This window comes from Pseudomonadota bacterium (genome assembly GCA_016195085.1).
Classification (GTDB): domain Bacteria; phylum Pseudomonadota; class Alphaproteobacteria; order SHVZ01; family SHVZ01; genus JACQAG01.
This window is the reverse complement of the sequence record JACQAG010000059.1, coordinates 17153-44142: the sequence shown is the minus strand read 5'-3', so window position 1 is coordinate 44142 and position 26990 is coordinate 17153. Positions and strand designations below refer to the sequence as shown.

27 protein-coding genes are annotated in these 26990 nt (G+C 67.0%); 21 read left to right on the top strand and 6 right to left on the bottom strand.

Annotated elements, in window-relative coordinates:
- Window positions 1-118 precede the first annotated feature (118 nt).
- The 19 genes from lnt to HY058_17120 all read left to right on the top strand — a co-directional run bounded on the left by lnt (window position 119) and on the right by HY058_17120 (window position 19845).
- Window positions 119-1507, top strand: coding sequence for an apolipoprotein N-acyltransferase (lnt, locus tag HY058_17210; GenBank protein MBI3499036.1), 1389 nt, complete (start codon window positions 119-121; stop codon window positions 1505-1507).
- Window positions 1508-1603: 96 nt separating this feature from the next.
- The gene (locus HY058_17205; protein ID MBI3499035.1) at window positions 1604-2080 is read left to right on the top strand and encodes a helix-turn-helix transcriptional regulator; all 477 of its coding nucleotides are present in this window, start codon (window positions 1604-1606) and stop codon (window positions 2078-2080) included.
- A gap of 196 nt (window positions 2081-2276) precedes the next feature.
- Window positions 2277-3467, top strand: a complete 1191-nt coding sequence (locus HY058_17200; protein ID MBI3499034.1) for a methionine adenosyltransferase — start codon at window positions 2277-2279, stop codon at window positions 3465-3467.
- A 199-nt stretch (window positions 3468-3666) separates the two neighbouring features.
- Window positions 3667-4398 carry a tRNA (guanosine(46)-N7)-methyltransferase TrmB gene (trmB, locus tag HY058_17195; GenBank protein MBI3499033.1) on the top strand — a complete coding sequence of 244 codons (732 nt, stop codon included), beginning with the start codon at window positions 3667-3669 and terminating at the stop codon, window positions 4396-4398.
- Between the two features lie 158 nt (window positions 4399-4556).
- Window positions 4557-5036 (top strand): ribosome maturation factor RimP, encoded by a 480-nt coding sequence (rimP, locus tag HY058_17190; protein MBI3499032.1) that lies wholly within the window; start codon window positions 4557-4559, stop codon window positions 5034-5036.
- A 34-nt stretch (window positions 5037-5070) separates the two neighbouring features.
- Entirely contained in the window at window positions 5071-6606 is a 1536-nt protein-coding gene (gene nusA / locus HY058_17185) for a transcription termination/antitermination protein NusA (GenBank protein ID MBI3499031.1), read from the top strand.
- Window positions 6607-6651: 45 nt separating this feature from the next.
- The gene (locus HY058_17180; GenBank protein ID MBI3499030.1) at window positions 6652-7269 is read left to right on the top strand and encodes an RNA-binding protein; all 618 of its coding nucleotides are present in this window, start codon (window positions 6652-6654) and stop codon (window positions 7267-7269) included.
- A 32-nt stretch (window positions 7270-7301) separates the two neighbouring features.
- Entirely contained in the window at window positions 7302-9902 is a 2601-nt protein-coding gene (infB, locus tag HY058_17175) for a translation initiation factor IF-2 (GenBank protein ID MBI3499029.1), read from the top strand.
- Between the two features lie 163 nt (window positions 9903-10065).
- Complete coding sequence (rbfA, locus tag HY058_17170) at window positions 10066-10473, top strand: 30S ribosome-binding factor RbfA (GenBank protein ID MBI3499028.1); 408 nt, start codon at window positions 10066-10068, stop codon at window positions 10471-10473.
- A gap of 10 nt (window positions 10474-10483) precedes the next feature.
- On the top strand, window positions 10484-11407 hold the full coding sequence (gene truB / locus HY058_17165) for a tRNA pseudouridine(55) synthase TruB (GenBank protein MBI3499027.1): 924 nt from the start codon (window positions 10484-10486) through the stop codon (window positions 11405-11407).
- Window positions 11408-11424: 17 nt separating this feature from the next.
- A complete protein-coding gene (rpsO, locus tag HY058_17160) occupies window positions 11425-11694 on the top strand; it encodes a 30S ribosomal protein S15 (protein MBI3499026.1) in 270 nt (89 codons plus the stop codon).
- Between the two features lie 317 nt (window positions 11695-12011).
- Window positions 12012-14135 (top strand): polyribonucleotide nucleotidyltransferase, encoded by a 2124-nt coding sequence (pnp, locus tag HY058_17155; protein MBI3499025.1) that lies wholly within the window; start codon window positions 12012-12014, stop codon window positions 14133-14135.
- 6 nt (window positions 14136-14141) lie between these two features.
- Complete coding sequence (ugpQ, locus tag HY058_17150) at window positions 14142-14885, top strand: glycerophosphodiester phosphodiesterase (GenBank protein ID MBI3499024.1); 744 nt, start codon at window positions 14142-14144, stop codon at window positions 14883-14885.
- Between the two features lie 121 nt (window positions 14886-15006).
- Window positions 15007-16383, top strand: a complete 1377-nt coding sequence (locus tag HY058_17145) for a nitronate monooxygenase (GenBank protein MBI3499023.1) — start codon at window positions 15007-15009, stop codon at window positions 16381-16383.
- A 71-nt stretch (window positions 16384-16454) separates the two neighbouring features.
- Entirely contained in the window at window positions 16455-16877 is a 423-nt protein-coding gene (locus HY058_17140) for a transcriptional repressor (protein MBI3499022.1), read from the top strand.
- Between the two features lie 168 nt (window positions 16878-17045).
- The gene (locus HY058_17135) at window positions 17046-17462 is read left to right on the top strand and encodes a rubrerythrin (GenBank protein ID MBI3499021.1); all 417 of its coding nucleotides are present in this window, start codon (window positions 17046-17048) and stop codon (window positions 17460-17462) included.
- An 87-nt stretch (window positions 17463-17549) separates the two neighbouring features.
- Window positions 17550-18890 carry a glycerol-3-phosphate dehydrogenase gene (locus tag HY058_17130; GenBank protein MBI3499020.1) on the top strand — a complete coding sequence of 447 codons (1341 nt, stop codon included), beginning with the start codon at window positions 17550-17552 and terminating at the stop codon, window positions 18888-18890.
- 16 nt (window positions 18891-18906) lie between these two features.
- Window positions 18907-19497 carry a DUF3501 family protein gene (locus HY058_17125; GenBank protein ID MBI3499019.1) on the top strand — a complete coding sequence of 197 codons (591 nt, stop codon included), beginning with the start codon at window positions 18907-18909 and terminating at the stop codon, window positions 19495-19497.
- Window positions 19498-19608: 111 nt separating this feature from the next.
- Complete coding sequence (locus tag HY058_17120) at window positions 19609-19845, top strand: hypothetical protein (GenBank protein MBI3499018.1); 237 nt, start codon at window positions 19609-19611, stop codon at window positions 19843-19845.
- Between the two features lie 4 nt (window positions 19846-19849).
- Here HY058_17120 and HY058_17115 read toward each other — a convergent pair whose 3' ends face one another.
- The 6 genes from HY058_17115 to HY058_17090 all read right to left on the bottom strand — a co-directional run bounded on the left by HY058_17115 (window position 19850) and on the right by HY058_17090 (window position 24551).
- On the bottom strand, window positions 19850-21061 hold the full coding sequence (locus HY058_17115; protein ID MBI3499017.1) for an adenylate/guanylate cyclase domain-containing protein: 1212 nt from the start codon (window positions 21059-21061) through the stop codon (window positions 19850-19852).
- A 196-nt stretch (window positions 21062-21257) separates the two neighbouring features.
- Complete coding sequence (locus tag HY058_17110) at window positions 21258-22253, bottom strand: dienelactone hydrolase family protein (GenBank protein MBI3499016.1); 996 nt, start codon at window positions 22251-22253, stop codon at window positions 21258-21260.
- A gap of 10 nt (window positions 22254-22263) precedes the next feature.
- On the bottom strand, window positions 22264-22998 hold the full coding sequence (locus HY058_17105; protein ID MBI3499015.1) for a DUF2807 domain-containing protein: 735 nt from the start codon (window positions 22996-22998) through the stop codon (window positions 22264-22266).
- Window positions 22999-23001: 3 nt separating this feature from the next.
- A complete protein-coding gene (locus HY058_17100) occupies window positions 23002-23583 on the bottom strand; it encodes a DUF1700 domain-containing protein (protein ID MBI3499014.1) in 582 nt (193 codons plus the stop codon).
- Window positions 23584-23937, bottom strand: coding sequence for a PadR family transcriptional regulator (locus tag HY058_17095; GenBank protein MBI3499013.1), 354 nt, complete (start codon window positions 23935-23937; stop codon window positions 23584-23586).
- Window positions 23938-24053: 116 nt separating this feature from the next.
- Window positions 24054-24551 (bottom strand): hypothetical protein, encoded by a 498-nt coding sequence (locus HY058_17090; protein ID MBI3499012.1) that lies wholly within the window; start codon window positions 24549-24551, stop codon window positions 24054-24056.
- A gap of 244 nt (window positions 24552-24795) precedes the next feature.
- On the opposite strand from HY058_17090, the gene HY058_17085 reads away from it, so the two are divergent.
- Together HY058_17085 and HY058_17080 are read left to right on the top strand one after the other, a co-directional pair.
- Complete coding sequence (locus HY058_17085) at window positions 24796-25782, top strand: D-glycerate dehydrogenase (protein MBI3499011.1); 987 nt, start codon at window positions 24796-24798, stop codon at window positions 25780-25782.
- Between the two features lie 123 nt (window positions 25783-25905).
- Window positions 25906-26748, top strand: coding sequence for a 2,4-dihydroxyhept-2-ene-1,7-dioic acid aldolase (locus tag HY058_17080; protein MBI3499010.1), 843 nt, complete (start codon window positions 25906-25908; stop codon window positions 26746-26748).
- Window positions 26749-26990: the final 242 nt, after the last annotated feature.

Sequence of the window (26990 nt, the reverse complement as noted above, 5' to 3'; positions counted from 1 at the left end):
CCGGGGATGGTCGCGCGCGCTGGCGACGTTTGGGCTGGGCGGGCTCGCCGCCCTGGCGCTGCCGCCTTTCGATGCAGCACCGGTCCTCCTCATTTCCTTTCCGGGCCTGCTCTGGCTCTTGGATGGCGCCGCCGGCAGCGCCGGCGCCTTTCTTGCCGGCTGGTGGTTCGGCTTCGGCTACTTCGTGCTCGGCCTCTATTGGATCGCCAACGCGCTCATCGTCGACGGTTGGACTTTCGCCTGGGCGGTGCCGTTTGCGGTGGCGGGGCTGCCGGCGGTTCTGGGACTCTTCACCGGTGCGGCGCTCTGGCTCGTCTGGCGGACCCGGTGGCAGGGTGCCGCGCGCGTGCTGGCGCTGGCGCTGGCATGGACCGCGCTCGAATGGCTGCGCGGGCATGTGCTGACCGGCTTTCCGTGGAACTTGATCGGCTATGCCTGGGCCGACTGGCTCTGGGTGGCTGAGGCGGCCTCGGTCATCGGCGCCTACGGCCTCAGCCTGATCACCGTGGCGGTGGCGGCGATGCCCGCACTCCTGGCTCGCCCGCGGGGCCGCGTCGCGGTGATGATCGCTCTTGCCGGCCTCTTCCTGATCGCGGGCGCGGGCTGGCTGCGCCTCGAGGGCGCCGGCGAGGCCGACGTCGCCGGCGTGCGGCTGCGCCTGGTTCAGGGCAATGTGCCGCAACACCTCAAATTCGTGCCCGAGCAGCAGGCGGCGACCCTTGCCCGCTACGTCGAGCTATCGATGCGGCCGGGCGATGCGCCGATCACCCATGTGATTTGGCCGGAGACGGCGCTTCCCTACCCGGTCGTGCGCGATCCCCGGCCGATCCCCATCCTCGGCCAGGCGCTGCCCCGCGGCGGGGCGCTCATCACCGGTGCCATCCGGGTGACTCCTCCCGGTCTCCAGCCTTGGCAAGTCTGGAATGGGCTTCTCGTCTTCGACGAGGAGGGAAGACAGGTTGCCGGCTACGACAAGGTTCATCTGGTGCCCTTCGGGGAATACCAACCGCTCCGCCGTCTGTTCCCGGCGAGCTGGACCTTGGTGGGGGAGGTCGATTTCTCGACCGGCGCCGGGCTCGAGAGGCTGCTGATTCCAGGCGCGCCCCCGGCCGGCGCGCTCATTTGCTACGAAGCGATTTTCCCGGGCCAGGTGGTGAATGAAGGCGCGCGCCCGGCTTGGCTCGTCAACCTCACCAACGATGCCTGGTATGGGCGCTCGACCGGGCCCTACCAGCATTTCGCCATCGCCCGCATGCGCACCATCGAGGAGGGGCTACCCTTGGTGCGCGTGGCCAATACCGGCATCTCCGGCGTGGTCGATGCCTATGGCCGCGTGCGCGCCCGGCTCGGTCTCGACCGTGAGGGGGTGATTGATTCGCCCTTGCCGGGAGCGCTGGCGACGGCCCCCCTTTATGCGCGCTGGGGCGACACCATGTGTGTTCTATTGGGCCTTGGAATGCTCCTTGCCGGTGCCGGCATCGAGCGTCGGCGTGGGACAAAAAAATAGTGGCAAGGTCCTGCCACAACTAAGCAATATCGTATTGACCGCATACGGAAGTATGGCCTAATTAGTTAACCACATTCCGATTGGAAAATCGCTGCCATGGCTCCACGAGGAAGCACGCGTCGAGCGTTCTCGCGCGGCTCCCCAGACGGTAAGCCCAACCCCATCGACGTGCATGTCGGGGGCCGCGTACGCCTGCGTCGAACCTTGCTTGGCATGAGCCAAGAAAAATTGGGCGAGGCGCTGGGCCTGACCTTCCAGCAGGTGCAGAAATACGAGCGCGGCACCAACCGGATCGGCGCCAGCCGGCTGTTCGATCTGAGCCGGGTGCTGGACGTTCCCGTCTCCTATTTTTTCGAAGACATGGCTTCTGAGGTGGCGGCGCGCTCGCCGGGACAGCTCAGCGCCGGGCTCGCCGAAGAGCGTCCGGCCGATTTCGATGCCGACCCGATGGCAAGGCGCGAGACTTTGGAGCTGGTGCGCGCCTATTACCGGATCAACGATCTCACGGTCCGCAAGCGCGTCTTCGAGCTGGCGAAGTCGATCGCCAACGCGAATGGCAAGGCTCAGGCCTAGGCCCATTCTCCGGCCCACATCCTGCCCACAAGCCGAGCGCGCCGCACCGCGGAGGCGGATCGCCGGAAACTGCTTGACCCGTCGCCGTAAACCTTGCGAGAACACGGCGCTTTGCGATCCGGCACCGATCGGTTGCCTCCTCATCTGAGGCGCCCGCCGATTCCAATGCAGATCCGCAGCTGACGGGGGGGCGCCTGTGGCGAAATCCGACTACGTCTTCACCAGCGAGTCCGTTGCCGAGGGTCACCCCGACAAGGTCTGCGACCGCATTTCCGACACCATCGTCGATCTGTTCCTGGGTGCGGATCCCTTTGCCCGCGTCGCCTGTGAGACCTTGGTCACCACCAACCGCATCGTGCTCGCAGGCGAGGTACGCGGACCCCGCTCGCTCGTCACCAAGGACGGCAAGATCAAGAAAGAGAAGCTCGAATCGCCGATCCGCCGCGCCATCAAGGACATCGGCTACGCGCAGAAAGGTTTCCATTGGCAGAAGGCGAAAATCGCCATCTACCTCCACGCCCAATCGGCCGATATCGCCATGGGCGTCGACGCCAAGGGCAATAAGGACGAGGGCGCGGGCGACCAGGGGATCATGTTCGGCTATGCCTGCAACGACACCCCGGAGCTGATGCCGGCGCCGATTCAATACGCGCAGAACATTCTCCGCACCATGGCCGAGGCCCGTCATAGCGGCAAGGAACCGATGCTGGGGCCGGACGCCAAGAGCCAGGTCACGCTTCGCTACGTCAACGGCAAGCCCGTCGGTTGCACAGCCATCGTGGTCTCGACCCAGCACAGCGAAAAGGTCGACCAGGACGATGTGCGCGAGATCGTCCGGCCCTATGTGAAAAAGGTCCTGCCCGAGGGTTGGATGTGCGACGAGGCGCATTTCTATGTGAACCCGACCGGCCGCTTCGTCATCGGCGGGCCGGATGGGGATGCCGGCCTCACCGGCCGCAAGATCATCGTCGACACCTATGGCGGTGCGGCGCCCCATGGCGGTGGCGCCTTTTCCGGCAAGGATCCGACCAAGGTCGACCGCTCGGCCGCCTATGCGGCGCGCTACCTGGCGAAGAACGTCGTGGCCGCCGGCATCGCCCAGCGCTGCACCATCCAGCTCTCCTATGCCATCGGCGTCGCCCGCCCGCTCTCGGTCTATGTCGACACCCACGGCACCGGCCAGGTGGACGAGGCCAAGCTGTCGAAGGTGCTGCAGCAGCTCGTGGATCTCTCCCCGCGGGGCATCCGCGAGCATCTCGGCCTCAACCGGCCGATCTATGCGCGGACATCCGCCTATGGTCATTTCGGCCGCAAGCCCGAGCCGGATGGCGCCTTCTCCTGGGAGCGCCTCGACCTGGTGAAGGGTCTGCAGGCGGCGTTTCGGTAAGCCCCTATTTCTCACCGGGATCGGGGCAGCGACGGGCTCACGCGATCACCGGCGAGGAAAGCCGCGAAGAGCAATGCTGCGCACTGGGGGAGGATCGAGGAGGGGGTGGGGACCACCCCCTTCTATATCCCACCCCCGGCGAGCGGCTTGGCGCGGCGCGACGCTGCTCCCGATCCCGGTGAGAAATAGGGGCTGACTGTTGGCCGAAACCGACCGGCGCCCCCGCCGAGTCCTCTATGGCCGCCGCCAGGGTCGGCCGCTTCGCCCTGGCCGCCGCGAGCTCTTGGCCCGGCTGCTGCCGGCGCTCCGGATCGAGGCCACACCCGGGCTCGATCCAAGCACGCTGTTTCAGCCGCCCGCCGCGGCCGTCTGGCTCGAGCTTGGCTTCGGCGGGGGCGAGCACCTGGCCGTCGCCGCCAAGGACCATCCAGGGATCGGTTTTCTCGGCGCCGAGCCGTTCTTGAACGGCATTGCCTCGCTCTTGGCCCGGATCGAGAGGGAGCGCCTCGGCAATATCCGCATCTTCCCCGAGGACGGCCGCATCCTCATCGAGGCCTTGGCCGAGGCTTCGATCGCCCGTTGCTTCATCCTGTTTCCCGATCCCTGGCCCAAGCTCCGGCACCACAAGCGCCGCCTGGTCAATCCCAAGACCGCGGGCGAGCTGGCGCGGATCATGTCCGACGGGGCTCGGCTCCTGCTCGCCAGCGACGATGCCGACTATGTGGCCGCCATGCGCGAGACCATGACCGGCCACGGGCTCTGGCAGGGTGTGCGCCAGGTGCCCGAGGACACCGTCCTGAGGCCGCCCGGCTGGATCCCTACCCGCTATGAGGCGAAGGCGCTTGCCAAGGGCTTGAGCCCGCACTACTTGCTCTTCGAGCGGATGCCGCGCGGGATAAAGCCCTTGATGGACGCGGGGAAATCGCTATAGTCCCGCCTCGATTCCCGTAAGGCCTACTGGTTGGACGAATTGCCGGGAATCAGGATCGAGGTGGGCCGCGGGCCCACTTTTTCGTTTGAGAGGCCTCCTTTTCGTTCGCAGGAGATGGTGAAGGCATGGAGCCCGTAAGCCCGTCCAATGGCGGGCCGATGGATCGGATCGAACGCATGCTGACGCCCTCGATCGAGGCGTTGGGCTACGCGATCGTGCGGATCCAGCTCTCCGGCAGGCATCGGCCGGTGCTGCAGGTCATGGCCGAGCGCCGCGACGGCATGCCCATGTCGGTCGAGGACTGCGCGCGCATCAGCCGGACCGTCTCGGCCTTGCTCGATGTCGAGGATCTGATCGCCAGCACCTACACCCTCGAGGTGAGCTCGCCGGGGATCGACCGGCCGCTCACCAGGCCGGAGGACTACACGCGGTTTGCCGGCTTCGTGGCCAAGCTCGAGACCAAGGCTGCGGTCGCCGGCAGGCGGCGCTTCAAGGGCCGTCTCGTCGGCCTGGCCGATGGGACCAAAGTGCGGCTGGTCGAAGAGTCGGGCGAGGTCGATGTGCCGCTCGCGATCATCCAGAAGGCGCGCCTCGTCATGACCGACGAGCTGCTCGCCCAGGGCGCCAAGCGGCACTAGGCGTTTAATTCGAGATTTGGGATACCAAGAGGCGATGGAAAGCAGCGGATATCTATTGAACCGACTCGAGCTCCTGCAAGTGGCCGACGCTGTCGCCCGCGAGAAGGGCATCGAGCGCGACGAGGTGCTGGAAGCCATGGAAATGGCCATCCAGAAGGTGGGTCGCTCCAAATACGGCCACGAGCACGACATTCGCGCCTCGATCGATCGGGTGAGCGGCGACATCCTGCTCACCCGCCATCGTCAGGTGGTCGAGATCATCGAGAACGAGGCCACGCAACTGACGCTGGCCCAGGCGGAGGCGATCAAGCCCGATGCGGCCATCGGCGACTTCCTCGTCGATCCGCTGCCGCCGATCGATTTCGGCCGGGTTGCCGCGCAGACCGCCAAGCAGGTGATCGTGCAGAAGGTGCGCGAGGCCGAGCGCACCCGGCAGTTCAACGAGTACAAGAACCGGGTCGGCGAGATCGTCAACGGTCTGGTCAAGCGGGTCGAGTTCGGCAATGTCACCGTGGATCTGGGCCGCGCCGAGGCGATCCTCAGGCGCGACGAGCTCCTGCCGCGCGAGAGTTTCCGCACCGGCGACCGGGTGCGCGCCTATATCTATGACGTGCGCGAGGAGCTCAGGGGCCCGCAGATCTTCCTGTCGCGCACCCATCCGCAATTCATGGCGAAGCTGTTCGCCCAGGAGGTGCCGGAGATCTACGACGGCATCATCGAGATCAAGGCGGTGGCGCGCGACCCCGGCAGCCGCGCCAAGATCGCGGTCATCTCCAATGATTCCTCGATCGACCCGGTCGGCGCCTGCGTGGGCATGCGCGGCAGCCGCGTGCAGGCGGTGGTGGCCGAGCTGCAGGGCGAGAAGATCGACATCATTCCCTGGTCGCAGGACCCCGCCAACTTCGTGGTGAACGCGCTGGCGCCGGCCGAAGTGGCGAAGGTGGTCTTGGACGAGGACGCGGGTCGCATCGAGGTAATCGTTCCCGACGACCAGCTGAGCCTCGCCATCGGGCGGCGCGGCCAGAACGTGCGCCTGGCATCCATGCTGACGGGATGGGATATCGACATCCTGACCGAGGCCGAGGAATCCGAGCGGCGGACCGAGGAGTTCCGCTCGCGCTCGAAGATGTTCATCGAGGCGCTCGACGTCGACGACGTGATCGCCCATCTCCTGGTGACGGAAGGATTCACCACGGTCGAGGACGTGGCATTCGTCCCCTTGGACGATTTGGCCGGCATCGAGGGCTTCGACCGCGACGTCGCGGCCGAGCTCAGGGAGCGGGCGCGGGCGTTCATCGCCGAGCGCAACGAGAAGCTGACCGAGCAGCGGAAGACCTTGGGCGTGGCCGACGAAGTGGCGGCTATCGAGGGGCTGACGCCGCAGATGCTGGTCCAGCTCGGCGATAAGGGCGTCAAGACGTTGGATGACCTGGCCGACCTGGCGAGCGACGAGCTCCGCGAGATCGTCGGCGCCGACGCGCTTAGCGAAGAGGAGGCGAACCAGGTGATCATGGCGGCACGGGCCCATTGGTTCGCCGACGAGCCGGCGCCGGCGCCGAGCGCGGCGTGATGCATCCGGCTGGACATGGCACGGCCGCTACCATGTGAGCATGGGATGCCGGCAGCGAGCGAGGCCGCGGAGGCCCCCCGCCGCCGGTGTATTGCGAGCGGACGGACCGCCGACAAGGCCGATCTCATCCGCTTCGTCGTCGGGCCGGACGCGCGGGTGGTGCCGGACTTAGATGGCAAACTGCCGGGCCGGGGCGTATATGTGGCGCCGGAGCGGGCTTTGGTCGAGCGGGCGGTCGCCCGCGGCTTGTTTGCCAAGGCGGCCCACACCCGGGTCAAGGCCGAGGCGGATCTGGCCGATCAGGTGACGGCGGGGCTTGTGCGCCGGATGGTCGAGGCGATCGGCCTCGCGCGCCGGGCGGGCCAGGCAGTGTGCGGGTTCGAACGGGTGCGCGAGCGTCTGGCCGGCGGTGCCGCCGGGCTCATGATCGAGGCATCCGACGGTGCGGCCGGCGGGCGGGGCAAGCTGAGCGGGCTTGCCCAGGGCGTGCCGGTGATGGATGGGCTGACGGCCGCCGAGCTCGGAGGCGCCTTCGGGCGGGACGCGGTGGTGCATGCGGTGGTCGACCGGGGAAAGCTGGCCGGCCGCCTTTTGGCGTTGCAGGGACATCTCGCCGGCTTCCGTTCGAAGGCGGAGGCGGCTTCTAGTCGAGATCGTGGTTGAGGCGTGAACGAGGCGGGTTGAGGCGGATATAGATGACGGCAACCGACGAGCAGGACCGCAAGAAGATGCTGAGCCTGTCCCGACCGGGACGGCTCGAGCTGAAGAAGACCGTGGAGACCGGTCAGGTCCGCCAAAGCTTCCCGCACGGCCGGTCGAAGACCGTCACCGTCGAGGTGAAGCGCAAGCGCACCTTCGCGCCCGGCGCCGGCGGCCGCATGGCCGAGGTGAAGGAAGCGGCGGCAGCGCTGGAGATCGCCGTCGAGGCGCGTCCGCCCGAGGTCCAGGTCGACGAGGCAGCACAGCCCGCCGCGCCGCGCGGCGCCCCGGTCCGCACGCTGACCGCCGAGGAGCGCGCCGCCAGAGCCCGCGCGGTCGAAGCCGCACACCGGGCCGAGGAAGCCGCCAAGCACATCGATGGCGATGTGCTGACTCAGGATCTGCCGCATACGGATGCGGAGATGCCGGCGGTCGAGGAGCCGGAATTCGAAGCGCTGACGGAAACGCTCACCGAGCCGCAGCCAGAGCCGCCGGCTAAAGTCGAGGCGGCCGCGGCCGCACCCGCTGTCGCCGAAGCACCGGCGGCGCCGGCGCCCGAGCCGGCGCGCCCGCTTCCCTCCAAGGCGAAACCCGGCAAGACCGCCGCCGAGGAGGAGGAGGAGGACTCCGCCAAGGCGCGCAAGCCCGGCCGGCTGGAGGCGCGCAAGCCCAGCCCCGGCGCCACGCGCCGCCAGGAGCCGCGCCGGCGCGCGGGCAAGCTCACCATCCAGCAGGCGCTCGACGAAGAAGAGCGCGTGCGCAGCCTTGCCTCCGTCAGGCGGGCGCGCGAGCGCGAGAAGCAGCGGGCGCAGCAGACCCGCGCGGAGGGACAGAAAGTGATCCGCGAGGTGGTCGTACCGGAGACCATCACCGTCCAGGAACTGGCGAATCGCATGGCCGAGCGCAGCGCCGACGTGATCAAGGCGTTGATGCGCATGGGCGTGATGGCGACGATCAATCAGATTGTCGACGCCGACACCGCCGATCTCCTGGTCCAAGAGTTCGGCCATAAGATAAAGCGCGTGTCGGAGTCGGACGTGCTGATCGGCTTGACCGGTGCTGCCGATCAACCCGAGGTGCTGCTGACGCGGGCAGCCGTGGTCACGGTCATGGGCCATGTCGACCACGGCAAGACCTCGCTCTTGGATGTGCTTCGCCACACCGACGTGGCTGCGCACGAGGCAGGCGGCATTACCCAGCACATCGGCGCCTATTCGGTGGAGCTCGACACCGGCGAGCGCATCACCTTCATCGACACTCCGGGCCACGAGGCTTTCACCAGCATGCGCGCCCGCGGCGCCAACGTGACCGACATCGTCGTGCTCGTGGTCGCCGCCGATGACGGCGTCATGCCGCAGACGATCGAGGCGATCAACCACGCCAAGGCGGCAAACGTGCCGGTCATCGTCGCCGTCAACAAGGTCGACAAGCCCGAGGCGAATCCGCAGCGGGTGAAGACCGACCTCCTGCAGCATGGCCTCGTCACCGAGGACTTGGGCGGCGAGACGCTGGCCGTCGAAGTGTCGGCTAAGACCGGCGTCGGGCTCGAGCGACTGAAGGAGGCGATCGTGCTCCAGGCCGAGCTGCTCGATCTCAAGGCCAATCCGAACCGGCCGGGCGAGGGCGCCATCATCGAGGCCAAGCTCGAGCGCGGCCGCGGCGCGGTTGCGACGCTGCTCGTGCAGAACGGCAGCATCCGCGTGGGCGACATCTTCGTCGCCGGCGCCGAATGGGGCCGTGTCAGAGCGCTCATCGACGACAAGGGCAAGTCGATCGAGGTGGCCGGACCGTCGAGCCCGGTCGAGGTCTTGGGCTTGAACGGCACGCCCTTGGCGGGCGACGAGTTTGCCGTGGTCGAGAACGAGGCCCGGGCCCGCGACGTCGCCGACTTCCGCGCGCGCCGTCTGCGCGATAGCCAGGCCGCTGCGGCCGGGCGCGGCACAGTCGAGCAGATGATGGCGAAGGCCGCCGCCGGCGGCGGGGCGAAGCAGTTCGCCGCGGTGATCAAGTCCGACGTGCAGGGCTCGCTCGAAGCCATCCGCGCCAGCCTCGAGCGCATGTCGACCGACGAGGCGATGGTGCGCACCCTGCATGCCGCGGTGGGCGGCATCAACGAGTCCGACATCACGCTCGCCAAGGCATCGGGCGCGGTGATCATCGGGTTCAATGTGCGCGCCAATCCGCAGGCCCGCGATCTCGCGCGTCGCGACGGCGTGGAGATCCGCTACTATTCGATCATCTACGACGTGGTCGACGACGTGAAGGCGGCGTTGAGCGGCATGCTGGCGCCGACCATCCGCGAGAAGCTCATCGGCAATGCCGCGATCCGGCAGATCTTCGAGATCACCCGCGTCGGCAAGGTGGCCGGCTGCATGGTGACCGAAGGCATGGTCCGACGCGGCGCCAAGGTCAGGCTGCTGCGCGACAACGTGGTCGTCCACGAGGGCACGCTGAAGACGCTGCGCCGCTTCAAGGAAGAGGTGCGGGAGGTCAAGGAAGGCTACGAATGCGGCATGGCGTTCGAGAACTACAACGACATCCAGGCGGGCGACGTCATCGAGTGCTTCGAGGTCGAGGAGGTCGCGCGGACGCTGTAGGTCGAGGGTCGCCGCGTCTGCTCCTAGGATAGCCTCACCCAAATCCCTTCCCGCCCGAGGAGGGTCGGGGAGGGGGCCCACCCCCTCCCAAAGTCCACCCCCGGGCGGGCGGGGTTCGCCCATTTGCGCAGCTCCGACGAGACGCTGGGCCAGGACACAATCGATGACACGCAAATCCACCGGCGCTCCCGGGCAGCGCCAATTGAGGGTCGGCGAAGAACTCCGCCACGCGTTGGTCGGCATCATTGCCGAAGGTCATGTGCGCGATCCCGAGCTCGCATCCGCCAAGTTGACCGTGACCGAGGTCAAGGTCAGCCCCGACCTTCGCAACGCCACCATCTTCGTCACCCCCTTTGGCGGCGGCGGCGACGGCGAGACATTGCTCAAGGCCTTGAAGCGGGCGGCGGCCTATTTGCGCGGCGAGCTCGCCCACCGGGTCAGGCTCAAATTCGCCCCGGCGCTGCGTTTCGAGCTCGACCGGCGCTTCGACGAGGCGAGCCGGATCGAGCAACTCTTGAAAAGCCCGGCGGTGGCACGCGACCTCGCCTCCGGCAAGGATGGCGAAGAATGAGCCCGCCGCTATGAGCAGAAGGAAGGGCAACAAGGTCGACGGCTGGCTCATCATCGACAAGCCGAGCGGGATGACCTCGACCCGGGTCGTGGGGGCGGTCAGACGCCTCTTCGAGGCGGCCAAAGCCGGCCATGGCGGCACGCTCGATCCTTTGGCGACGGGGGTCCTGCCGATTGCGTTCGGCGAGGCGACCAAGACCGTGCCCTACGTCATGGACGCGACCAAGGTCTATCGGTTCACCATCCGCTGGGGCGAAGCGCGCACCACCGATGATGCGGAGGGAGAGGTGACGGCGGTGAGCGCCCATCGACCCACCGCCGATGCGATCCAAGCGGCGCTGCCTCGCTTCACCGGCCTCATTCAGCAGACACCGCCCGCCTACTCCGCCCTCAAGATCGCCGGAGAACGGGCCTATGACCTGGCGCGGGCCGACCTGCCGGTGCATCTCGAGCCGCGCCCGGTCATGATCGAGCGCTTCAGCCTGGTTTCCCAGCCCGCGCCCGATCTGGCGGTTTTCGAGGTGGTATCCGGCAAGGGCGCCTATATGCGAGCGCTCGCCCGCGACCTGGGCCGCGTCCTCGGCAGCCTCGGCCATGTCGCCCAGCTCCGTCGGCTCCGGGTCGGTCCATTCGCGGAAACCCGCGCGATTTCGCTGGATTCACTGACCCTGTTGGGCCATAGTCCGGCCGCTTTCGAGCACCTCTTGCCGGTCGAGACCGCGCTGGACGACATCCCGGCGCTGGCCCTGACTGGGACCGAGGCCAATCGACTGCGTCAAGGCCAGGCGGTCGCCCTGTTCCGCAAGTCCGACCTCGACAGGCTCGGCGACTTGCAGGACGGGGATTTGCTTTGCGCCACGGCGGCCGGAAGGCCAGTGGCGCTCGCCCGGTTTGATGCAGGTCGCATTTGCCCGGTTCGGGTGCTGAATCTCTAGCGATAAGGAGATGGCCGATGTCGATCTCGCCGGAGCGCAAGGCTGCGCTCATTACCGAATATGCCACCAAGCCGGGCGACACCGGCTCGCCGGAAGTCCAGGTGGCGATCTTGAGCGAACGGATCCGCCACCTGACCGATCACTTGGGAACCCACGCGAAGGATCTGCATTCGCGCCGGGGGCTCCTGGTGATGGTCGGCCAGCGGCGCCGGCTCTTGGACTTCCTGAAGCGCAAGGACAAGGACCGCTACGACGGCTTGATCCAGCGTTTGGGCCTGCGCCGCTGAGGCGGGTTCAGGCCGGAAGCGGCAGACCCGGTGAATTTGACGACCGGGCCCTTCCGTGTCATGGAAAGCACCGAAAGACGAAGAGGCGAAAGAAGAGGGGCCGCGCCCTTCGCGGCGCCGTTTCCTGCCGATTCCCGGCAGGCGGCACCGTCCGCCGGCGCATGGATGCGCCGAGTTCTTCCCGTCCGCCCATCGCGCTCCTTTCGGGGTGGGGATTTGGCAGGGGTGAGGATCACCCCTCCCCGTCCCTCCCCGGAGCGCGAGGCCGAGGGGAAGATCCTATCCGAGCGGCCCCGGGGTGAAAGGAATTCAACCCAATGTTCAAGGTATTTCGTAAAGAACTGATGTGGGGCGGACGCCGGCTCGTGCTCGAGACCGGCAAGATCGCCCGCCAGGCGGACGCCGCCGTGCTGGCCACCTATGGAGAGACGGTGGTGCTCTGCACGGTCGTCGGCATGAAGACGCCGAAGCCCGGCATCGATTTCTTCCCGCTCACCGTCAACTATCAGGAAAAGACCTTCGCCGCGGGCAAGATCCCGGGTGGATTCTTCAAGCGCGAGGGTCGGCCCTCGGAGAAGGAAGTGCTGACCAGCCGGCTCATCGACCGGCCGATCCGGCCCTTGTTCGCGCCCGGCTTCCGCAACGAGACGCAGGTCGTCTGCACGGTCTTGAGCCATGACCTGGAGAACGATCCCGACGTCGTCGCCTTGATCGGCACCTCGGCGGCCCTGACACTCTCCGGCATCCCGTTTCTGGGGCCCATCGCTGCCGCCCGGGTCGGCTATGTCGGCGGCGAGTATGTGCTGAACCCGCAGCGCGACGAGCTGCCGAACTCGCAGCTCGACCTGGTGGTGGCCGGCACGGTCGAAGGCGTGCTCATGGTCGAGTCGGAGGCGAAGGAGCTCTCCGAGGAGATCATGCTGGGCGCGGTCATGTTCGGCCATAAGAGCTTCCAGCCGGTGATCGGCGCCATCATCGAGCTGGCGGAAGCGGCGGCGAAGGAGCCTTGGCCTCTGCCCGAGGAGCCCTCGGCGGTCCCGGCGGCGCGCGCGCGCTTGAAGGCGGTGGCGACAGCCGAGCTGATCCAGGCCTACCGCGAGACGGTGAAGCAGCAGCGCCATTCCAAGATCGATGCGGTCAAGAAGAAGGCGGTTGAGACGCTCGCGGCCGAAGGCATCGAGGCCGAGCTGGTCAAGAGCCTATTCAAGGACCTCGAGAGCGACATCGTGCGCGGCGCCATCCTGGAGACCGGTCAGCGCATCGACGGCCGCGACACCAAGACGGTCAGGCCGATCGTCTGCGAGGTGGGTGTCTTGCCGCGCGCCCATGGCAGCGCCCTCTTCACCCGCGGCGAGACCCAGGCCCTGGTGGTCGCAACCCTCGGGACCGGCCAGGACGAGCAGATCATCGATGCGCTAGCGGGCGAGTATCGCGAGCACTTCCTCCTGCACTACAACTTCCCGCCCTACTCGGTCGGCGAGGCCGGCCGCATGGGCTCGCCCGGACGCCGCGAGGTCGGCCACGGCAAGCTCGCCTGGCGGGCGGTCCATCCCTTGCTGCCGTCCAAGGAGAACTTTCCCTACACGCTCCGCATCGTCTCCGAGATCACGGAATCGAACGGCTCGTCTTCCATGGCGAGCGTCTGCGGCGCCTCGTTGGCGATGATGGATGCGGGCGTGCCGATGGGCCGTCCGGTTGCCGGCATCGCCATGGGATTGATCAAGGAAGAGGCCAAGTTCGCCGTGCTCTCGGACATCCTGGGAGACGAGGACCATCTGGGCGACATGGACTTCAAGGTCGCCGGCTCCGAGAGCGGTGTGACCGCCCTCCAGATGGACATCAAGATCACCTCGATCACCGAGGCGATCATGAAGCAGGCCTTGAGCCAGGCGCGCGAGGGTCGCCTCCACATCCTGGGCGAGATGGCGAAGGCGCTCACCAGCGCCAGGGAAGCGGTCTCGCAGAACGCGCCGCGCATCACCACGATGACCGTGCCTAAGGACAAGATCCGCGAGATCATCGGCCCGGGCGGCAAGGTCATCCGCGAGATCTGCGAGGTGACCGGCGCCAAGATCGATATCGAGGACGACGGTACGGTGAAGATCGCGGCCGTCGACAACGAGGCCTCGAAGGCGGCGATCGACTGGATCCGAAACATCGTGGCCGAGCCCGAGGTGGGGGCGATCTACACCGGCAAGGTGGTCAAGGTCGTCGACTTCGGCGCCTTCGTGAACTTCCTGGGCGCCCGCGACGGCCTGGTGCATATCAGCGAGCTGGCGCTGCACCGGGTCGGCAAGGTCGCCGACGTGGTCAAGGTCGGCGACCAGGTCAAGGTGAAGTGCCTGGGCTTCGATGATCGCGGCAAGGTCAAGCTGTCGATGAAGGCGGTGGACCAGGCCACCGGGCGCGATCTCACGCAGTCGGCGCAGGTCGCCGAGTAGTTGGTTTTGCTGCTCGGTCTCGCCCGCATCGTCGGGCATCGGGGTGCGGCCTTGCGCGCGCCGGAGAATACCTTGGCCGGCTTCAGGAAAGCGGCCGAGCTCGGTGCCGGCTGGGTCGAGCTCGACGTCATGCTGACCCGGGACGGCGTGCCGGTGGTGATCCATGACGAGACTTTGGATCGCACCACCGACCGCACGGGGCGGATCGAGGCCAGCGACTGGCGGGAGCTGGCGGATGCCGATGCCGGCATCCGCTTTGCTCCGGCCTTTGCCGGCGAGCGGGTGCCGCTTCTGAGCGAGGCGCTGGCGGTCATCGCCGGGTGCGGCATGGGTGTCAACATCGAGATCAAGCCCTGCCCAGGACGCGAGCGCGAGACCGCACTCGAGGCGGTCGCCACCGCCAAGGCCTGCTGGCCCGGGCATTTGCCGCCGCCGCTCTTTTCGAGCTTCAAGCGCCCGGCGCTGGCGGCGGCCCAGGAGGCGATGCCGGAATGGCCGCGGGGTCTTCTCCTCGACCGGCATGAGCGGGACTGGCGGGCCGCAGCCGAGGCCTTGGGCTGCCGGGCGATCAACCCCAACTGGAAGCACCTCACCCCGAAATGGGTGAGCGAAATCAAGGCGGCCGGCCTTGCCGTGGTCACCTGGACCTGCAACCTCCCGGAGGAGGCGCGCCGGCTCGTCGGCTTGGGCGTGGATGCGGTCATCACCGACGCCCCGGACCTGCTGGTGCCGGCCATCGGCGGAATGTAATCGAATCGTGAGCCCGTGGTCTTTCTGGGCGCAAAGCGTATATAAGAATGACTAGCAACCATCCCGTAAACGGGGGCTGGGCCAGCGGGAGGATCGGTTCGTGCGGGCGCTGAATTCGATCATGCTGTCGGGCCGCGAGGTTCTGCCCCTGGTCGAGGGCGGCAAAGGCATCGCCGTGTCCAACGGCGAGAGTTCGGGCGCCTGGGCGGCGTCATGCGGGGTCGGAACCTTCTCCGGGGTCAATGCCGACGCCTTCGATGCGAGCGGCCGGCTCATTCCCATGGTCTATCACGGCCGCACCCGGCGCGAGCGCCACGAGGAGCTGGTCGCGCTCTCGATCAAGGGCGGCATCGCCCAGGCTCGCATCGCCTGGGAGAAGGCGAGCGGCCAGGGCCGCATCCATATGAACGTGCTGTGGGAGATGGCCGCCTCGGAGCGGACGCTGCACGGCATCCTCGAGGGCGCCAAGGGCCTCATAAACGGCGTCACCTGCGGGGCCGGCATGCCCTATCGCATCGCCGAGATCTCCGCCCAGTACCGGGTCTACTACTATCCGATCATCTCCTCGGCCCGCGCCTTCCGGGCCTTGTGGAAGCGCGCCTATCACCGCTTCCGCGATTGGCTGGGGGGTGTGGTCTACGAGGATCCCTGGCTTGCCGGCGGCCATAACGGCATCTCCAACAGCGAGGATCCGACCCGCCCCGAGGACCCCTATCCCCGGGTGCGCGAGCTCCGCCAGCTCATGAACGAGTTCGGCCTGGGCGAGACCCCGATCATCATGGCGGGTGGGGTCTGGTACATGCGGGAATGGGAGCATTGGCTCGACAATCCCGAGATCGGCAAAGTCGCCTTCCAATTCGGCACGCGGCCGCTCTTGACCCAGGAAAGTCCGATCTCGCCTGCCTGGAAGCGGAAGCTGCTGACGCTCAAGGACGGCGATGTCTGGCTCAACCGGTTCAGCCCGACCGGATTCTATTCCTCGGCTGTCACCAACGCTTTCCTGAGGGAGCTGAAGGAGCGAGCGGAGCGCCAGGTCGCCTATCAGGCCCACCCGGTGGCCGACCATGACACCTCCTTCAAAGTCGGCGCCCGCGGCCGCGAGGTGTACTTGACCGCCCATGACAAGCTCCGCGCCGATGCTTGGGTCGCCCAGGGCTACACCGAGGCGCTGCGCACGCCCGATACCACCCTCATTTTCGTCGCCCCGGCCAAGGCCCGCCAGATCCAGAACGATCAGATCGAATGCATGGGTTGCCTGTCCGCCTGCCTCTTCTCCAATTGGGCGCAGAACGAGGAAGGCACCACCCACAAGAAGGCCGACCCCAGGTCCTATTGCATCCAAAAAACCCTGCAAGCCATCAGCCATTCGAGCGAGGTCGAGAACGAGCTCATGTTCGCCGGGCACAACGCCTATCGTTTCGCCTCCGATCCGTTCTATGCCAATGGTTTCGTTCCAACGGTGAACCAGCTGGTGCAGCGCTTGACCACCGGCGACTGAGTGAGTTATCCGCTTTCGCGGCCGGTCTCGGCCGGGAGCAGGGTTAGGAATCGAACGGCATGACCCAGAAGATGCGGGGCGCGAGCCGCCCCTTCGCAGAGAGCCTGGAGCGCCTGAGACGCGCCGGCTTGAGGCCGACCCGCCAGCGTTTGGCGCTGGCACGCCTGCTCTTCGAAGCGGCCGATCGGCACGTGACCGCCGAGCAGCTGCATGGCGAGGCCGTGCGGGCGCGGGTCCCAGTCTCGCTCGCCACGGTTTACAACACCCTCAATCAGTTCACCCGCGCCGGGCTGTTGCGCGAGGTCGTGGTCGAGGCCGGTTGCGCCTATTTCGACACCAACACCTCCGATCACCACCACTTCCTGTTCGTCGACACGGGCGAGCTTCGCGACATCGCCAATGACGCCGTGGCGGTCACCAGCCTGCCGGCCGCGCCGGCGGGCATGGTCATCGATCGGGTGGATGTCGTGATCCGTCTGCACACACAGAAATAGGCGGCATAAACTCCGCCAAGTGCTTGAGTTACGCCGCTTCTTGGATCAATTCTAATGTATTGACTTCGCCCGGCGGCTGGTCCATACCAGCCCCGTGAGGAGGCACCTTGCCGGCTCAGGCCGGGTGGTGCCCCAGCGCGATTTTGAGTCCAAGTGAAGGAGAGCGTCATGGCTGGCTTAAAAGGCAGCAAGACCGAGAAGAACTTGAAAGACGCGTTCGCCGGCGAGAGCCAAGCGAACCGGCGCTATCTGTATTTCGCCCAGAAGGCCGATGTCGAAGGCTACAACGACGTCTCCGCGGTCTTCCGTTCCACCGCCGAGGGCGAGACCGGCCACGCCCATGGCCATCTCGAGTTCCTCGAGGTGGTCGGCGATCCGGCGACCGGCAAGCCGATCGGCGGCACCGCCCTCAATCTGAAGGCCGCGATCGCCGGCGAGACCCACGAGTACACCGACATGTACCCGGGCATGGCGAAGACGGCGCGCGAAGAGGGCTTCGAGGAGATCGCCGATTGGTTCGAGACCTTGGCCAAGGCCGAGAAGAGTCACGCCGGCCGCTTCCAGAAGGCGCTCGACGGCCTCTAATCATCTCGCGTAAGGGGACCGAGCCTCTCGAACCGGTCCCCTTCGCTTTTCTTTTGCTGAGCATGGATCGGGGTCGTAGGAGTGGGCATGCGCGAAGGCAGCCTTGAGGCGCCGACACGCCACAAGCTCGACTGGACCAATCCCGAATTCTGGGATGAGGCCAAGCTCGACGCCGAATTGCGGCGCGTCTTCGACATCTGCCATGGCTGTCGCCGCTGCTTCAATCTCTGCGACAGCTTTCCCCGGCTTTTCGATCTCGTCGATGCCGCTGGCGCAGAGGAGATGCACGCGGTCAAGAGCGAGGACTTCGCCCAGGTCGTGGATGCCTGCACGCTCTGCGATCTCTGCTACATGACCAAATGTCCCTATGTGCCGCCGCACGAATTCAACCTCGACTTTCCCCATCTGATGCTGCGCTATCGGGCGGTCGCAGAACGCAAGGGCGAGGTCGCCTTCGCCGAGCGGCAGCTGACCGAGACCGATCGCAACGGCAAGCTCGCGAGCCTGGCCGCACCCATCGTCAACTGGGCCGGCGACACCTCCAATCGCCTGACCCGCCCTCTCCTCGAGCGGGTGGCGAAGGTGCACCGCGAGGCAGCGCTGCCGAAGTTCCAAGGCTCGACCTTCCTTCGCCGTGCCCGGTTGAGGCCGCCCGCAGTCGACGCCGGCGCGCCCGCCCATGGGCGCAAGGCCGTCCTCTACGCCACCTGCTTCGTCAACTACAACGAGCCCAGAATCGGAGCCGCCGCACAGGCCGTTCTCGCCAAGAACGGGGTCGAAACCGAGGTGGTCTATCCCGGCTGCTGCGGCATGCCGCAGCTCGAGCATGGCGCCCTCTCGCGGGTCGCCGGCAAGGCCGCCCATGTCGCATCCGAGCTCGGGCCCTGGATCGACCGGGGCTATGACGTGATCGCGCTCATTCCCTCCTGCGCGCTCATGCTCAAATTCGAGTGGCCGCTGATCCTGCCGGAGGATGAGCGGGTGAAGAAGCTCGCCGGCGCCACCTGGGACATCAGCGAGTACATCGTCGACATCGCGCGCAAGGAAGGATTGGCGCCGGGCCTTCAGGCCCTCGATGGCGGCATCGGCCTCCACATCGCCTGCCATGCGCGAGCGCAGAACATCGGACAGAAGGCGGCCGACCTCTTGCGGCTCATCCCCGGCGCCGAGCTCGCGGTGGTCGAGCGCTGCTCCGGCCATGGCGGCTCCTGGGGCGTCATGCAGCAGCATTTCGAGGTTGCCCTGAAGCAGGGAAAACCGGTCGCGCGCCAGATCAAGATAGAGGCGAAACCCTATCTCGCCTCCGAATGCCCCTTGGCAGCGCGCCACATCCTGCAGGGTCTGGAGCGCCTCGACGGGGCGGGCGCCTTGCCGGAGAGCCTGCATCCGATCGAGATCTTCGCCAAAGCCTACGGGCTCGGTCTCTGAGGGAAGGCCGACGAGCATGGAAGCCAAGCACAGGCTCACCCCTTCCGACATCATGCCGATGGCCGAATATGCGGCGATCCGCAAAGAGAAGCGCCGGGAGATCATCGAGCAGAAGCGCAACCGGCGCCTGGCGGTCGGGCCCTACGCCACCTTCCATTTCGAGAGCTATCAGAGCATGTGGCTGCAGGTGCACGAGATGCTCTACATCGAGAAGGGTGGGGCCGAGCAGGTGGCGGGCGAGCTCGACGCCTACAATCCGCTCATTCCCAAAGGCGAGGAGCTGGTCGCCACCATTTTCTTCGAGATCGACGATCCGGAGCGCCGCCGCACCGTGCTGGCCGAATTGGGCGGCGTCGAGGAGACGGTGTTCATGCGGCTCGACGAGGAGACGGTCAATGCGGCACCCGAGAAGGACCAGGATCGCACCTCCGAGGAGGGCAAGGCCTCCTCGGTGCAGTTCGTGCACTTCGCCTTCACGCAAGCCCAGATCCGCCGCTTCAAGACCCCGGGCGAGCACGTCCTTCTCGGCTTCGAGCATCCCCAATACGGGCACATGACCGTGCTGCCCGAACCGATCCGCGCGGCGCTGGCGGCGGATTTCGACTAGGCCGGCCGAGCATCAAGAGCGTCCTCGGCCGGTCTCGATGCTGCAGAGTCCACGAGGCCGTTGCAGCGTTGGTATCTGGACCTCGAAATGGCAGGGAACTAGACTATTCCCGTGGCCGAGCCCTTCACTCTCGATCTGATTGGGCGCATGCTCCAGCAAGTGCTGGACGAGCAGCGTCTCATGCGCGCCGATATCACGGACATCAAACATCGTCTCTCGGCGGTGGAGCTCGGCTTGGCGGCCGTCAGAACGGAGAGCGCGCGAATGCAGGCTGCCATTGACCGCCTTGGCGAGCGGATCGAGCGCGTTGAGCGGCGGCTTGGAATATTGAATCCGGCGACGACATAAAGCACTACCGGCGATCCTCCGGATCGATGGTGAACAGCTCCTGCGCCCGCCCGACGCCGCGGAGCGCGTAGCGGCCGACGGAAACCAGCCGCGGCCTGGCATCGCCAAGCGCTTCGGCAAAGCCGGCCGAGGTCAGCACCGGTTGATCCAAGGACCGGCACATGGCGCCGATGCGGCTCACCTCGTTCACCGCAGGACCCACCACGGTGAAGTCGAGCCGATCCTTGCTGCCGATATTGCCGAAATACACCTCGCCCCTATGGAGCCCCAGATACATGTGGGTCGTGGGCGCATTCCGGCCGGCGCGGCGCTGGTTCAGCTCCTCGATCGCCCGATCGGCGGCGAGTGCCGCCGCGATCGCCGATCGACACGCCGCCTTGCGGTCCTCGACCCGGAAGATCGCCAGCACGCCATCGCCGATCAGCTTCAAGACGTCGCCGCCCTCCGCGTGGATGGCGGAGATCACCGCCTCGGCATAGTCGTTGAGCAGGGGGACGATCTCTTCCGGCGGCGAGGAGTCGGAGATCTTGGTGTAGCCGCGAAGATCGCTGAACCACAAGACGGCCTCGATCCGATCGGCCACGCCGCGCGCGATGCGCCCGCTCAGGACCAGCCGCCCGGCGCCGCGGCCGAGATAGGTCTCGACCAGATTGGTGGCGACTCGGGCGAGAGCCGCGCATTTCATCGCGATCGCAAGGAAGGGGACGAGGCGCCGCAAGGCCGCCATCGCTTCGTCGTCGAAACCTCCCGGGCGGCGTGTGGTCCAGGCGAGATAGACGCAATCCATCTCCCCGATGGCGCCGGCGGCGGCGAAGCGGCTGATCATCGCCACGTATTCGGTGGAGCCCGGCGGGACCATGTCCTTGATCGACGGAAATTCCGCCAGCGCCGCCGGATTCCAGCGCCGCCTCAGCACGGAGTCACCTGTCTCCAGCAGCCGATAGAACGGGCTTCGGCGCCATGTCTCCGCGGCTTTCCCCTCATGGCTGCTGCCATACTCGATGAACTTCGTCTCCGCCTCGTCCTCGCGCCAGCGAAAGGCGTGGCCTTCATGGGTCGGGTGCAGCGTGTCGATGATGACGAGGCCGCTCGCCAGCGGCAGCCCGGCCACCACCGCGCGCTCGCAAAACCCGGTCAGCATCAAGGTCTCGGCGCGGCCGGCCAAACCCACCTCGGTGATCCAGGACGCAAGCTCGGAGAACTGCGTTTCGTCCATCGTTCCTCGAGAGCCCGTCATCGTTGACGCCCTATCGCTAGATCGTGCACCGGATCCAAGGAGGGCGGCGGAGAGCTGCGACCATGCTCCAGCTTAGCGCCACCGTACCGGAGTAGACGATCGCTGCCTTCCAGACCGTGCCGCCGGTGGGATGATCTTCGATAGGTCGCCCTGCGTGTGCCAGCGTGATGCACCGTCAATGTGAACGGAGCTGGATATTGAAGAAGGCGAGCATGGCGGCATTCAGCGCGCGATGAAAAGCGCGGCGATCGAAGCCGGCCTTATCTTTGCAGTAGTCCATGGCTTCGTTCGCGCTGCCGTCGCAGGGGGTGAGGAAGCTGTAGTGCCGCGCGTCGGGAACGAGGTGGTAGTCCGGCGCCGTCGGCAAGGCCTGGCGCAGGAACGCGGTGCTGGTCAGCGTCGGCACGATCGCGTCTTCGGCGCCGGCCCAGAGCTGCACCGGAACATGGACTCCGGCGAGTGCCGGCGCATCGAAGGCGTAGCCGAGTCCGGGGGCGGCGATGACCGCTGCCTTGAAGCGCGGCACGTGCGGCCAAACCGGCCTCGATCGCTTGGCGGGCTTGGGCTGCGCGACGCGGCGACGACACGCGGATCCCGCGGGGTCGGCGGCGCAATCGGGATTGATGCGGCCGAGAGCGGGCTCGCCGCCGATCGCCACCAGGGCCGTATAGCCTCCGGCCGAAAATCCGAAGATACCGATGCCCGCCGGGTCGAGACGGCCATGCGCGGGCCAGGCCTCCAGCATGTAGTCGAGCACGCGCTGCACGTGCCGTGGCCGGCTCTGCAAGGATTTGAGGGTGCCGAAGTCGCTCTTGTCGCGGAAATTGTCGCCGGTATGCGTCGGCGCCACCACCACATAGCCGGCTTCGGCCAGCGCCAGGGCGGTGTCGACATGGCTGCCGAACCAGCCGCCGCTGCCATGGGAAATGACGACCAGCGGCAGATGCTCGCCGGCAAGCGCTCCATCGGGCGCCACGATCTGCGGCAGGAGCGCCTCCTTCTGTGGCGCGGCAGGCGCATCGCTCGGATACCAGATGCCGACCTCGAGCGGCCGATCATCCGGGTCCGGCACGGACACGTATTGGAAGCCGACAGCGCCCGCCGGCAGCGCGATCGACGCCGCCGCCAAGCCGAGCAGCACGGCACCTGCGAGCGCTCTCGATGGCATCATCATCGGCTCCTCAGGGCGTGGTCGAGCTGGATTGCGCCTCGCGGATGCGTCCGGATCCGGAGATACGGGTCGTGAGATGCGCGGGCCGTGTCGCGAGCCGCACATCGCCCGAGCCGGCGATCCTCACATCGGCCGAGTCCTTGGGCGCGACCGTCGCCCGGCCGCTGCCGGCGATCCGCACCGTCAGCCGCTCGACCGCAAGCTCACCCAGCTCCGCCTTGCCGGCGCCGGCGATCCTGATTTTTGCCTCGCCGGCATGGCCCTTGCCGGCGATCGATCCGGCGCCGGCGATCGCAATGTCGATGTCGGGCTGATCGATTCTTTCGAGCACCAGCCGGCCCGCACCGCTCACGGCGAAGCGCCGGATCGAGGGGCCGGACACATGGATCGTGAGCTGGCCGGGCGAGCCGTTCCAGAGGCAGCCATCGAAGCTGAGCTGCCCATCCTGCATCGCCAGATGCTGGACCGCGGCGGCCGGGCCTTCCACGTGGATCTTCCGCTCGACTCCTGGCTCGACCTGAGCGACCGCCGGCACGCCGATGTCGAGGCGGCTGCCGTCGCCGTCCCAGGCGAGCTCGCGGCTTTGCTGCTCGGCTCCGCCGGTGCAGGCGTCCTGCATGATCCCCCGATCCCACGCCGGCCAGGCGGCGACGAACGGAGCCCGATCCAAAGAGGCGGCGATCGACAGCGAGACGGCAGAGACGGCGAGGCCGGCGATGGCGAGGATGGCGATGGGTCTGATCATGGGTCATCTCCTCGAAAGCGCGTCGTCTTCAGGGCTGACCAGTCGGTAGTGCAGCCGCGCGAACTTGCCCAAGAGACGGACGAACCACTCCAGGATGAGGAACAAGACCGCGCCGCCGCCGATGCCGCCGGCCAACAGCCCGATGCCGAAGAGCGTGCGCGACAAGGATCCGGCGATGTGCGCGAAAGGGTGCCAGGCGACGAAACCGGTCACCAGCACCAGGCCGACAATGCAGGCAGCACCCAGGACAATGGCCATGACCAGCACGAAGAATGCCAACCAGCAAAGGAGCGGCAGCAAGAGCACGACATCGACCGCCGCCAGGCCGATGAGCGCCAGGATGGCACCGGCGAGATTGCGGGTGCTGCGCTCCTTCTCCCAGCGCCGGAAACCCGCCTCGGCGCGGAGCTCCTTCGCCAGGCGTGAGGGATCGCCCATGGCGCTGGCGACCTCGTCCTCGCTCCGCCCGGCGCGGATCGCTTCCGTGAAATGCGCCTCGTAGTCGGCGAGGATGTCCTCGTTGTCGGCTTGCGGCAGGCCCGCGAGGCCCCGACGCAGGGTTTCAAGGAAATCGATTCGAGTCATCTAGGAGTCTCCCAAGATGGCGGCGACGTCGCGGGCGAAGCTGTTCCACTCCGCCTTGAGGGCGGCGAGATGCGCGCGGCCGGTTTTGGTGAGCTTGTAGTATTTGCGGGCCGGCCCGCTGTCGGACTGGACGAGGTATGTGGCAACCAAGCCGGCGCGCTCGATGCGGCGCATGAGCGGATAGATCGTGCCCTCGCCCATATCGATCGCACGCGACAGGCGGCTGGCGATCTCGTAGGCGTAGTTGTCGCCGCGGGCCAGCAGCGCCAAGACGCAGAGCTCGAGCACGCCCTTCTTCAGCTGGACCTGGGTCGGCTCCGATTGGGCTTCGGGAGGTGAGGCGGCGGCGGTCATTCGAGGGTGTTGGAGCCGTGGATGGCGTTGGCGCCCAGGGAGAGTAGCAATCGATACCTTGTTATGCAAGGTAGCAGTTGGTGCATGGCAAAACGGCGCCCCGGCGCCGCCCGCGTCTACTTCACCGCTTCATCCTCGTAGACGCCCCAGAATTCCTGGCGCTTCAGCCAGCCGCGGGTGCCGGCGATCTCGACCCGGCACCAGGCCTCCCGGCACTCCAAGAGCCGGCCGATGACGCCGGCCTCGGCCATGGCGACGGTCTCGGCATCCTCGCGGTTGCTGCGTCGGAGGCTGCGCGTCGATCCCGTCACCAGCATGGAGCGGCGGGCCCACAGGACCGTGAGGTGCACCCAGCCCTCGGCCCCTTGGCTGTCCCGGATCTTGCGCCAGTTCTCGAACTCGTCCAGCACCTCGACCGGGAGCAGGCGGCGCACGAACACCCATTCGACGGGGTATTGGGTTCCGGGCCCGGTGCGCAGATTGACCTCGGGGCTCTTCAGGCTGAGGAAGCGCGGCAGCGGCAGGCCGGTGACCCGGCCGACGCGATCGGCAAGGGCGCTGCCGTCGAGAGCGAGAAGGGCAACGATGATGAGGGCGAGGCGGCGGACGGACATCGAGGAGGGCGAATATAGCGCAGGCCGCCGCCGGTCAAGGCCGGGAAGCCCGCGGATTCCGTTTCGGGCCGGTTTTTGACATTGCGGCCCCGGCCTGTTAGGCGGAAGCCTCGATAGTGTCCCGCCCCTGAAATTCGCCCGCGAAATTCAGGGATAAGCGGGCCACTAATTGGTCGAATCTAGTGTGATTCAGATTCCGAAGCTCGCCGACGAACTTCGGAATCATCACACTAGCGAGGCGCCGATGCCGAGCCGCAAACCCCTGGTCATCGTGACCCGCAAGCTCCCCGCCGCCACCGAGACGCGGATGATGGAGCTGTTCAATGCCCGGTTGAATCTCGACGACCGGAAGCTGAGCGAGCCCGAGCTCCGCGCCGCCGCCGCCGAGGCCGCGATCCTGGTGCCGACGGTGACCGACCGCATCGACCGCAGCGTCATTGCCGCCGCCGGCGAGAGTCTCGGCCTGATCGCCTCCTTCGGCACCGGCGTCGACCATATCGACCTCGAGGCGGCGCGCGAGCGCCGCATCGCCGTCACCAACACGCCCGGTGTGTTGACCGAGGACACCGCCGACATGGTGATGGCGCTCATCCTGGCGGTCGCCCGCCGCTTGAGCGAGGGCGAGCGGCTGTTGCGCGCCGGCAAGTGGACGGGCTGGGCGCCCACCTCGATGCTGGGAATCAGGCTCAGCGGCAAGCGTCTCGGCATCGTCGGCATGGGACGCATCGGTGCCGCGGTCGCCCGGCGGGCGAAGGGCTTCGGCCTGCAGGTGCATTATCACAACCGCCGACCGGTTCTGCCCGACCTGGAGGGGGAGCTCGACGTCACCTATTGGGAGAGCCTCGACCAGATGCTGAGCCGGATGGACGTGATCTCGGTCAACTGTCCGCACACGCCGGCGACGTTCCATCTCCTCTCCGCCCGGCGGATCAAGCTCTTGCGGCCCGATGCGATCCTGGTCAACACCGCGCGCGGCGAGGTGATCGACGAGGCGGCGCTGACCCAGGCCTTGATCCGGCGTGAGATCGCCGGCGCCGGTCTCGACGTCTACGAGCATGAGCCCGGCGTGCCGCCGAAGCTGATCGAGCTCGACAACGTCGTGCTGCTGCCGCATATCGGCTCGGCCACCAACGAAGGACGGCTTGCCATGGGCGAGCGGGTGATCATCAACATCAAGAGCTTCGTCGACGGCCACAAGCCGCCCGATCGGGTCTTCGAGCAGATGCTGTGAGCCTCGACACGGGTTGTCCTTGCACTTCACCCGCGACCGGGCCAGCCTAGGCGTCTCGCCCTTTGGCTCAAGCGGCCATCCCAAGGCCGACGCCGCCCCACCAAAGACCATCCGGAGGATTCCATGCGCGCGAATATCGTCAAGCAGATCTGGAAAAAGGGCGGCTGCGTCGTCAATGGCTGGCTCAACATGCCCGGCGCCTTCAACGCCGAGGTCATGGCCCATGCCGGCTGGGATTCGCTCGTCGTCGACATGCAGCACGGCATCATCGACTACCAGATGATGGTCTCGATGTTCCAGGCGATCTCCACCACGCAAGTCGTGCCCATGGCGCGGGTCAGCTGGAACGAGCCGGGGCAGGTGATGAAAGTGCTCGATGCCGGCGGCTATGGCGTCATCTGCCCGATGATCAACAGCCGCGAGGAGTGCCAGCGCTTCGTCGGCGCCACCCGCTACGCGCCGAAGGGCTATCGCAGCTCCGGGCCGATCCGCGCCACCCTCTATGGCGGGGCGGACTATCACGACAAGGCGAACGACGTGGTGGTGGCGCTCGCCATGATCGAGACCAAGGAGGCCTTGGAGAACCTCGACCAGATTCTCTCGGTCAAGGGCTTGGACGGGGTCTATATCGGCCCCTCGGATCTATCGATCTCGCTGGGCAAGGGGCCCGGCGCCGACCACACCGATGACTTTCGCCTGGGCGTCATCATGACCATCCTCAAGGCCTGCAAGCGGCACGGCATCAAGGCCGGCATCCACACGGCCTCTCCCGCCTACGCCAAGCGCATGCGCACCGCCGGCTTCGACCTGGTGACGGTGATGGGCGATGCGCGTCTGTTGACCGCGGCTGCCAAGCAGGCCATGGCGGAGATGCGCGAAGGGGTCGCGCCGGGAAAAGCGGCACCGGCCAAGGCACCGCCGAAGAAGACCAACGGCCGCCGCGCCGCCTCGGGCTCGCCCTACTGAGAAAGCGCTTCTCGATTGTTCATTACCTCTCCCCGGGGGTGGACATTGGGAGGGGGTGGGGACCACCCCCTCCCCGACCCTCCCCGCGGGAGAGGTCGCGCGAAGCGCGGGTGAGGGGAAGCGGCGCCGGCATGCATAGATTGGTCATGCGCCGCCTCTCTCCCCATGGGAGAGGGAGCATGAAGCGAGCCGAGCTCCACGCCCTCGCGCACATCGTGGCGTCGATCCACATTTCTCATCGA

What these genes read in the sequence shown, in the direction of transcription:
- HY058_17130 (MBI3499020.1), top strand. Translation starts at nt 17,550, where the DNA reads ATGCGCGAAGGCAGCCTTGAGGCGCCGACACGCCACAAGCTCGACTGG.
- HY058_17090 (MBI3499012.1), bottom strand. Translation starts at nt 24,551, where the DNA reads ATGTCCGTCCGCCGCCTCGCCCTCATCATCGTTGCCCTTCTCGCTCTC.
- rimP (MBI3499032.1), top strand. Translation starts at nt 4,557, where the DNA reads ATGGATCGGATCGAACGCATGCTGACGCCCTCGATCGAGGCGTTGGGC.
- HY058_17125 (MBI3499019.1), top strand. Translation starts at nt 18,907, where the DNA reads ATGGAAGCCAAGCACAGGCTCACCCCTTCCGACATCATGCCGATGGCC.
- HY058_17145 (MBI3499023.1), top strand. Translation starts at nt 15,007, where the DNA reads ATGCTGTCGGGCCGCGAGGTTCTGCCCCTGGTCGAGGGCGGCAAAGGC.
- infB (MBI3499029.1), top strand. Translation starts at nt 7,302, where the DNA reads ATGACGGCAACCGACGAGCAGGACCGCAAGAAGATGCTGAGCCTGTCC.
- HY058_17100 (MBI3499014.1), bottom strand. Translation starts at nt 23,583, where the DNA reads ATGACTCGAATCGATTTCCTTGAAACCCTGCGTCGGGGCCTCGCGGGC.
- rbfA (MBI3499028.1), top strand. Translation starts at nt 10,066, where the DNA reads ATGACACGCAAATCCACCGGCGCTCCCGGGCAGCGCCAATTGAGGGTC.
- HY058_17205 (MBI3499035.1), top strand. Translation starts at nt 1,604, where the DNA reads ATGGCTCCACGAGGAAGCACGCGTCGAGCGTTCTCGCGCGGCTCCCCA.
- rpsO (MBI3499026.1), top strand. Translation starts at nt 11,425, where the DNA reads ATGTCGATCTCGCCGGAGCGCAAGGCTGCGCTCATTACCGAATATGCC.
- HY058_17080 (MBI3499010.1), top strand. Translation starts at nt 25,906, where the DNA reads ATGCGCGCGAATATCGTCAAGCAGATCTGGAAAAAGGGCGGCTGCGTC.
- HY058_17140 (MBI3499022.1), top strand. Translation starts at nt 16,455, where the DNA reads ATGCGGGGCGCGAGCCGCCCCTTCGCAGAGAGCCTGGAGCGCCTGAGA.
- HY058_17105 (MBI3499015.1), bottom strand. Translation starts at nt 22,998, where the DNA reads ATGATCAGACCCATCGCCATCCTCGCCATCGCCGGCCTCGCCGTCTCT.
- HY058_17115 (MBI3499017.1), bottom strand. Translation starts at nt 21,061, where the DNA reads ATGGACGAAACGCAGTTCTCCGAGCTTGCGTCCTGGATCACCGAGGTG.
- truB (MBI3499027.1), top strand. Translation starts at nt 10,484, where the DNA reads ATGAGCAGAAGGAAGGGCAACAAGGTCGACGGCTGGCTCATCATCGAC.
- HY058_17135 (MBI3499021.1), top strand. Translation starts at nt 17,046, where the DNA reads ATGGCTGGCTTAAAAGGCAGCAAGACCGAGAAGAACTTGAAAGACGCG.
- HY058_17110 (MBI3499016.1), bottom strand. Translation starts at nt 22,253, where the DNA reads ATGATGCCATCGAGAGCGCTCGCAGGTGCCGTGCTGCTCGGCTTGGCG.
- HY058_17180 (MBI3499030.1), top strand. Translation starts at nt 6,652, where the DNA reads ATGCCGGCAGCGAGCGAGGCCGCGGAGGCCCCCCGCCGCCGGTGTATT.
- nusA (MBI3499031.1), top strand. Translation starts at nt 5,071, where the DNA reads ATGGAAAGCAGCGGATATCTATTGAACCGACTCGAGCTCCTGCAAGTG.
- pnp (MBI3499025.1), top strand. Translation starts at nt 12,012, where the DNA reads ATGTTCAAGGTATTTCGTAAAGAACTGATGTGGGGCGGACGCCGGCTC.
- HY058_17085 (MBI3499011.1), top strand. Translation starts at nt 24,796, where the DNA reads ATGCCGAGCCGCAAACCCCTGGTCATCGTGACCCGCAAGCTCCCCGCC.
- HY058_17095 (MBI3499013.1), bottom strand. Translation starts at nt 23,937, where the DNA reads ATGACCGCCGCCGCCTCACCTCCCGAAGCCCAATCGGAGCCGACCCAG.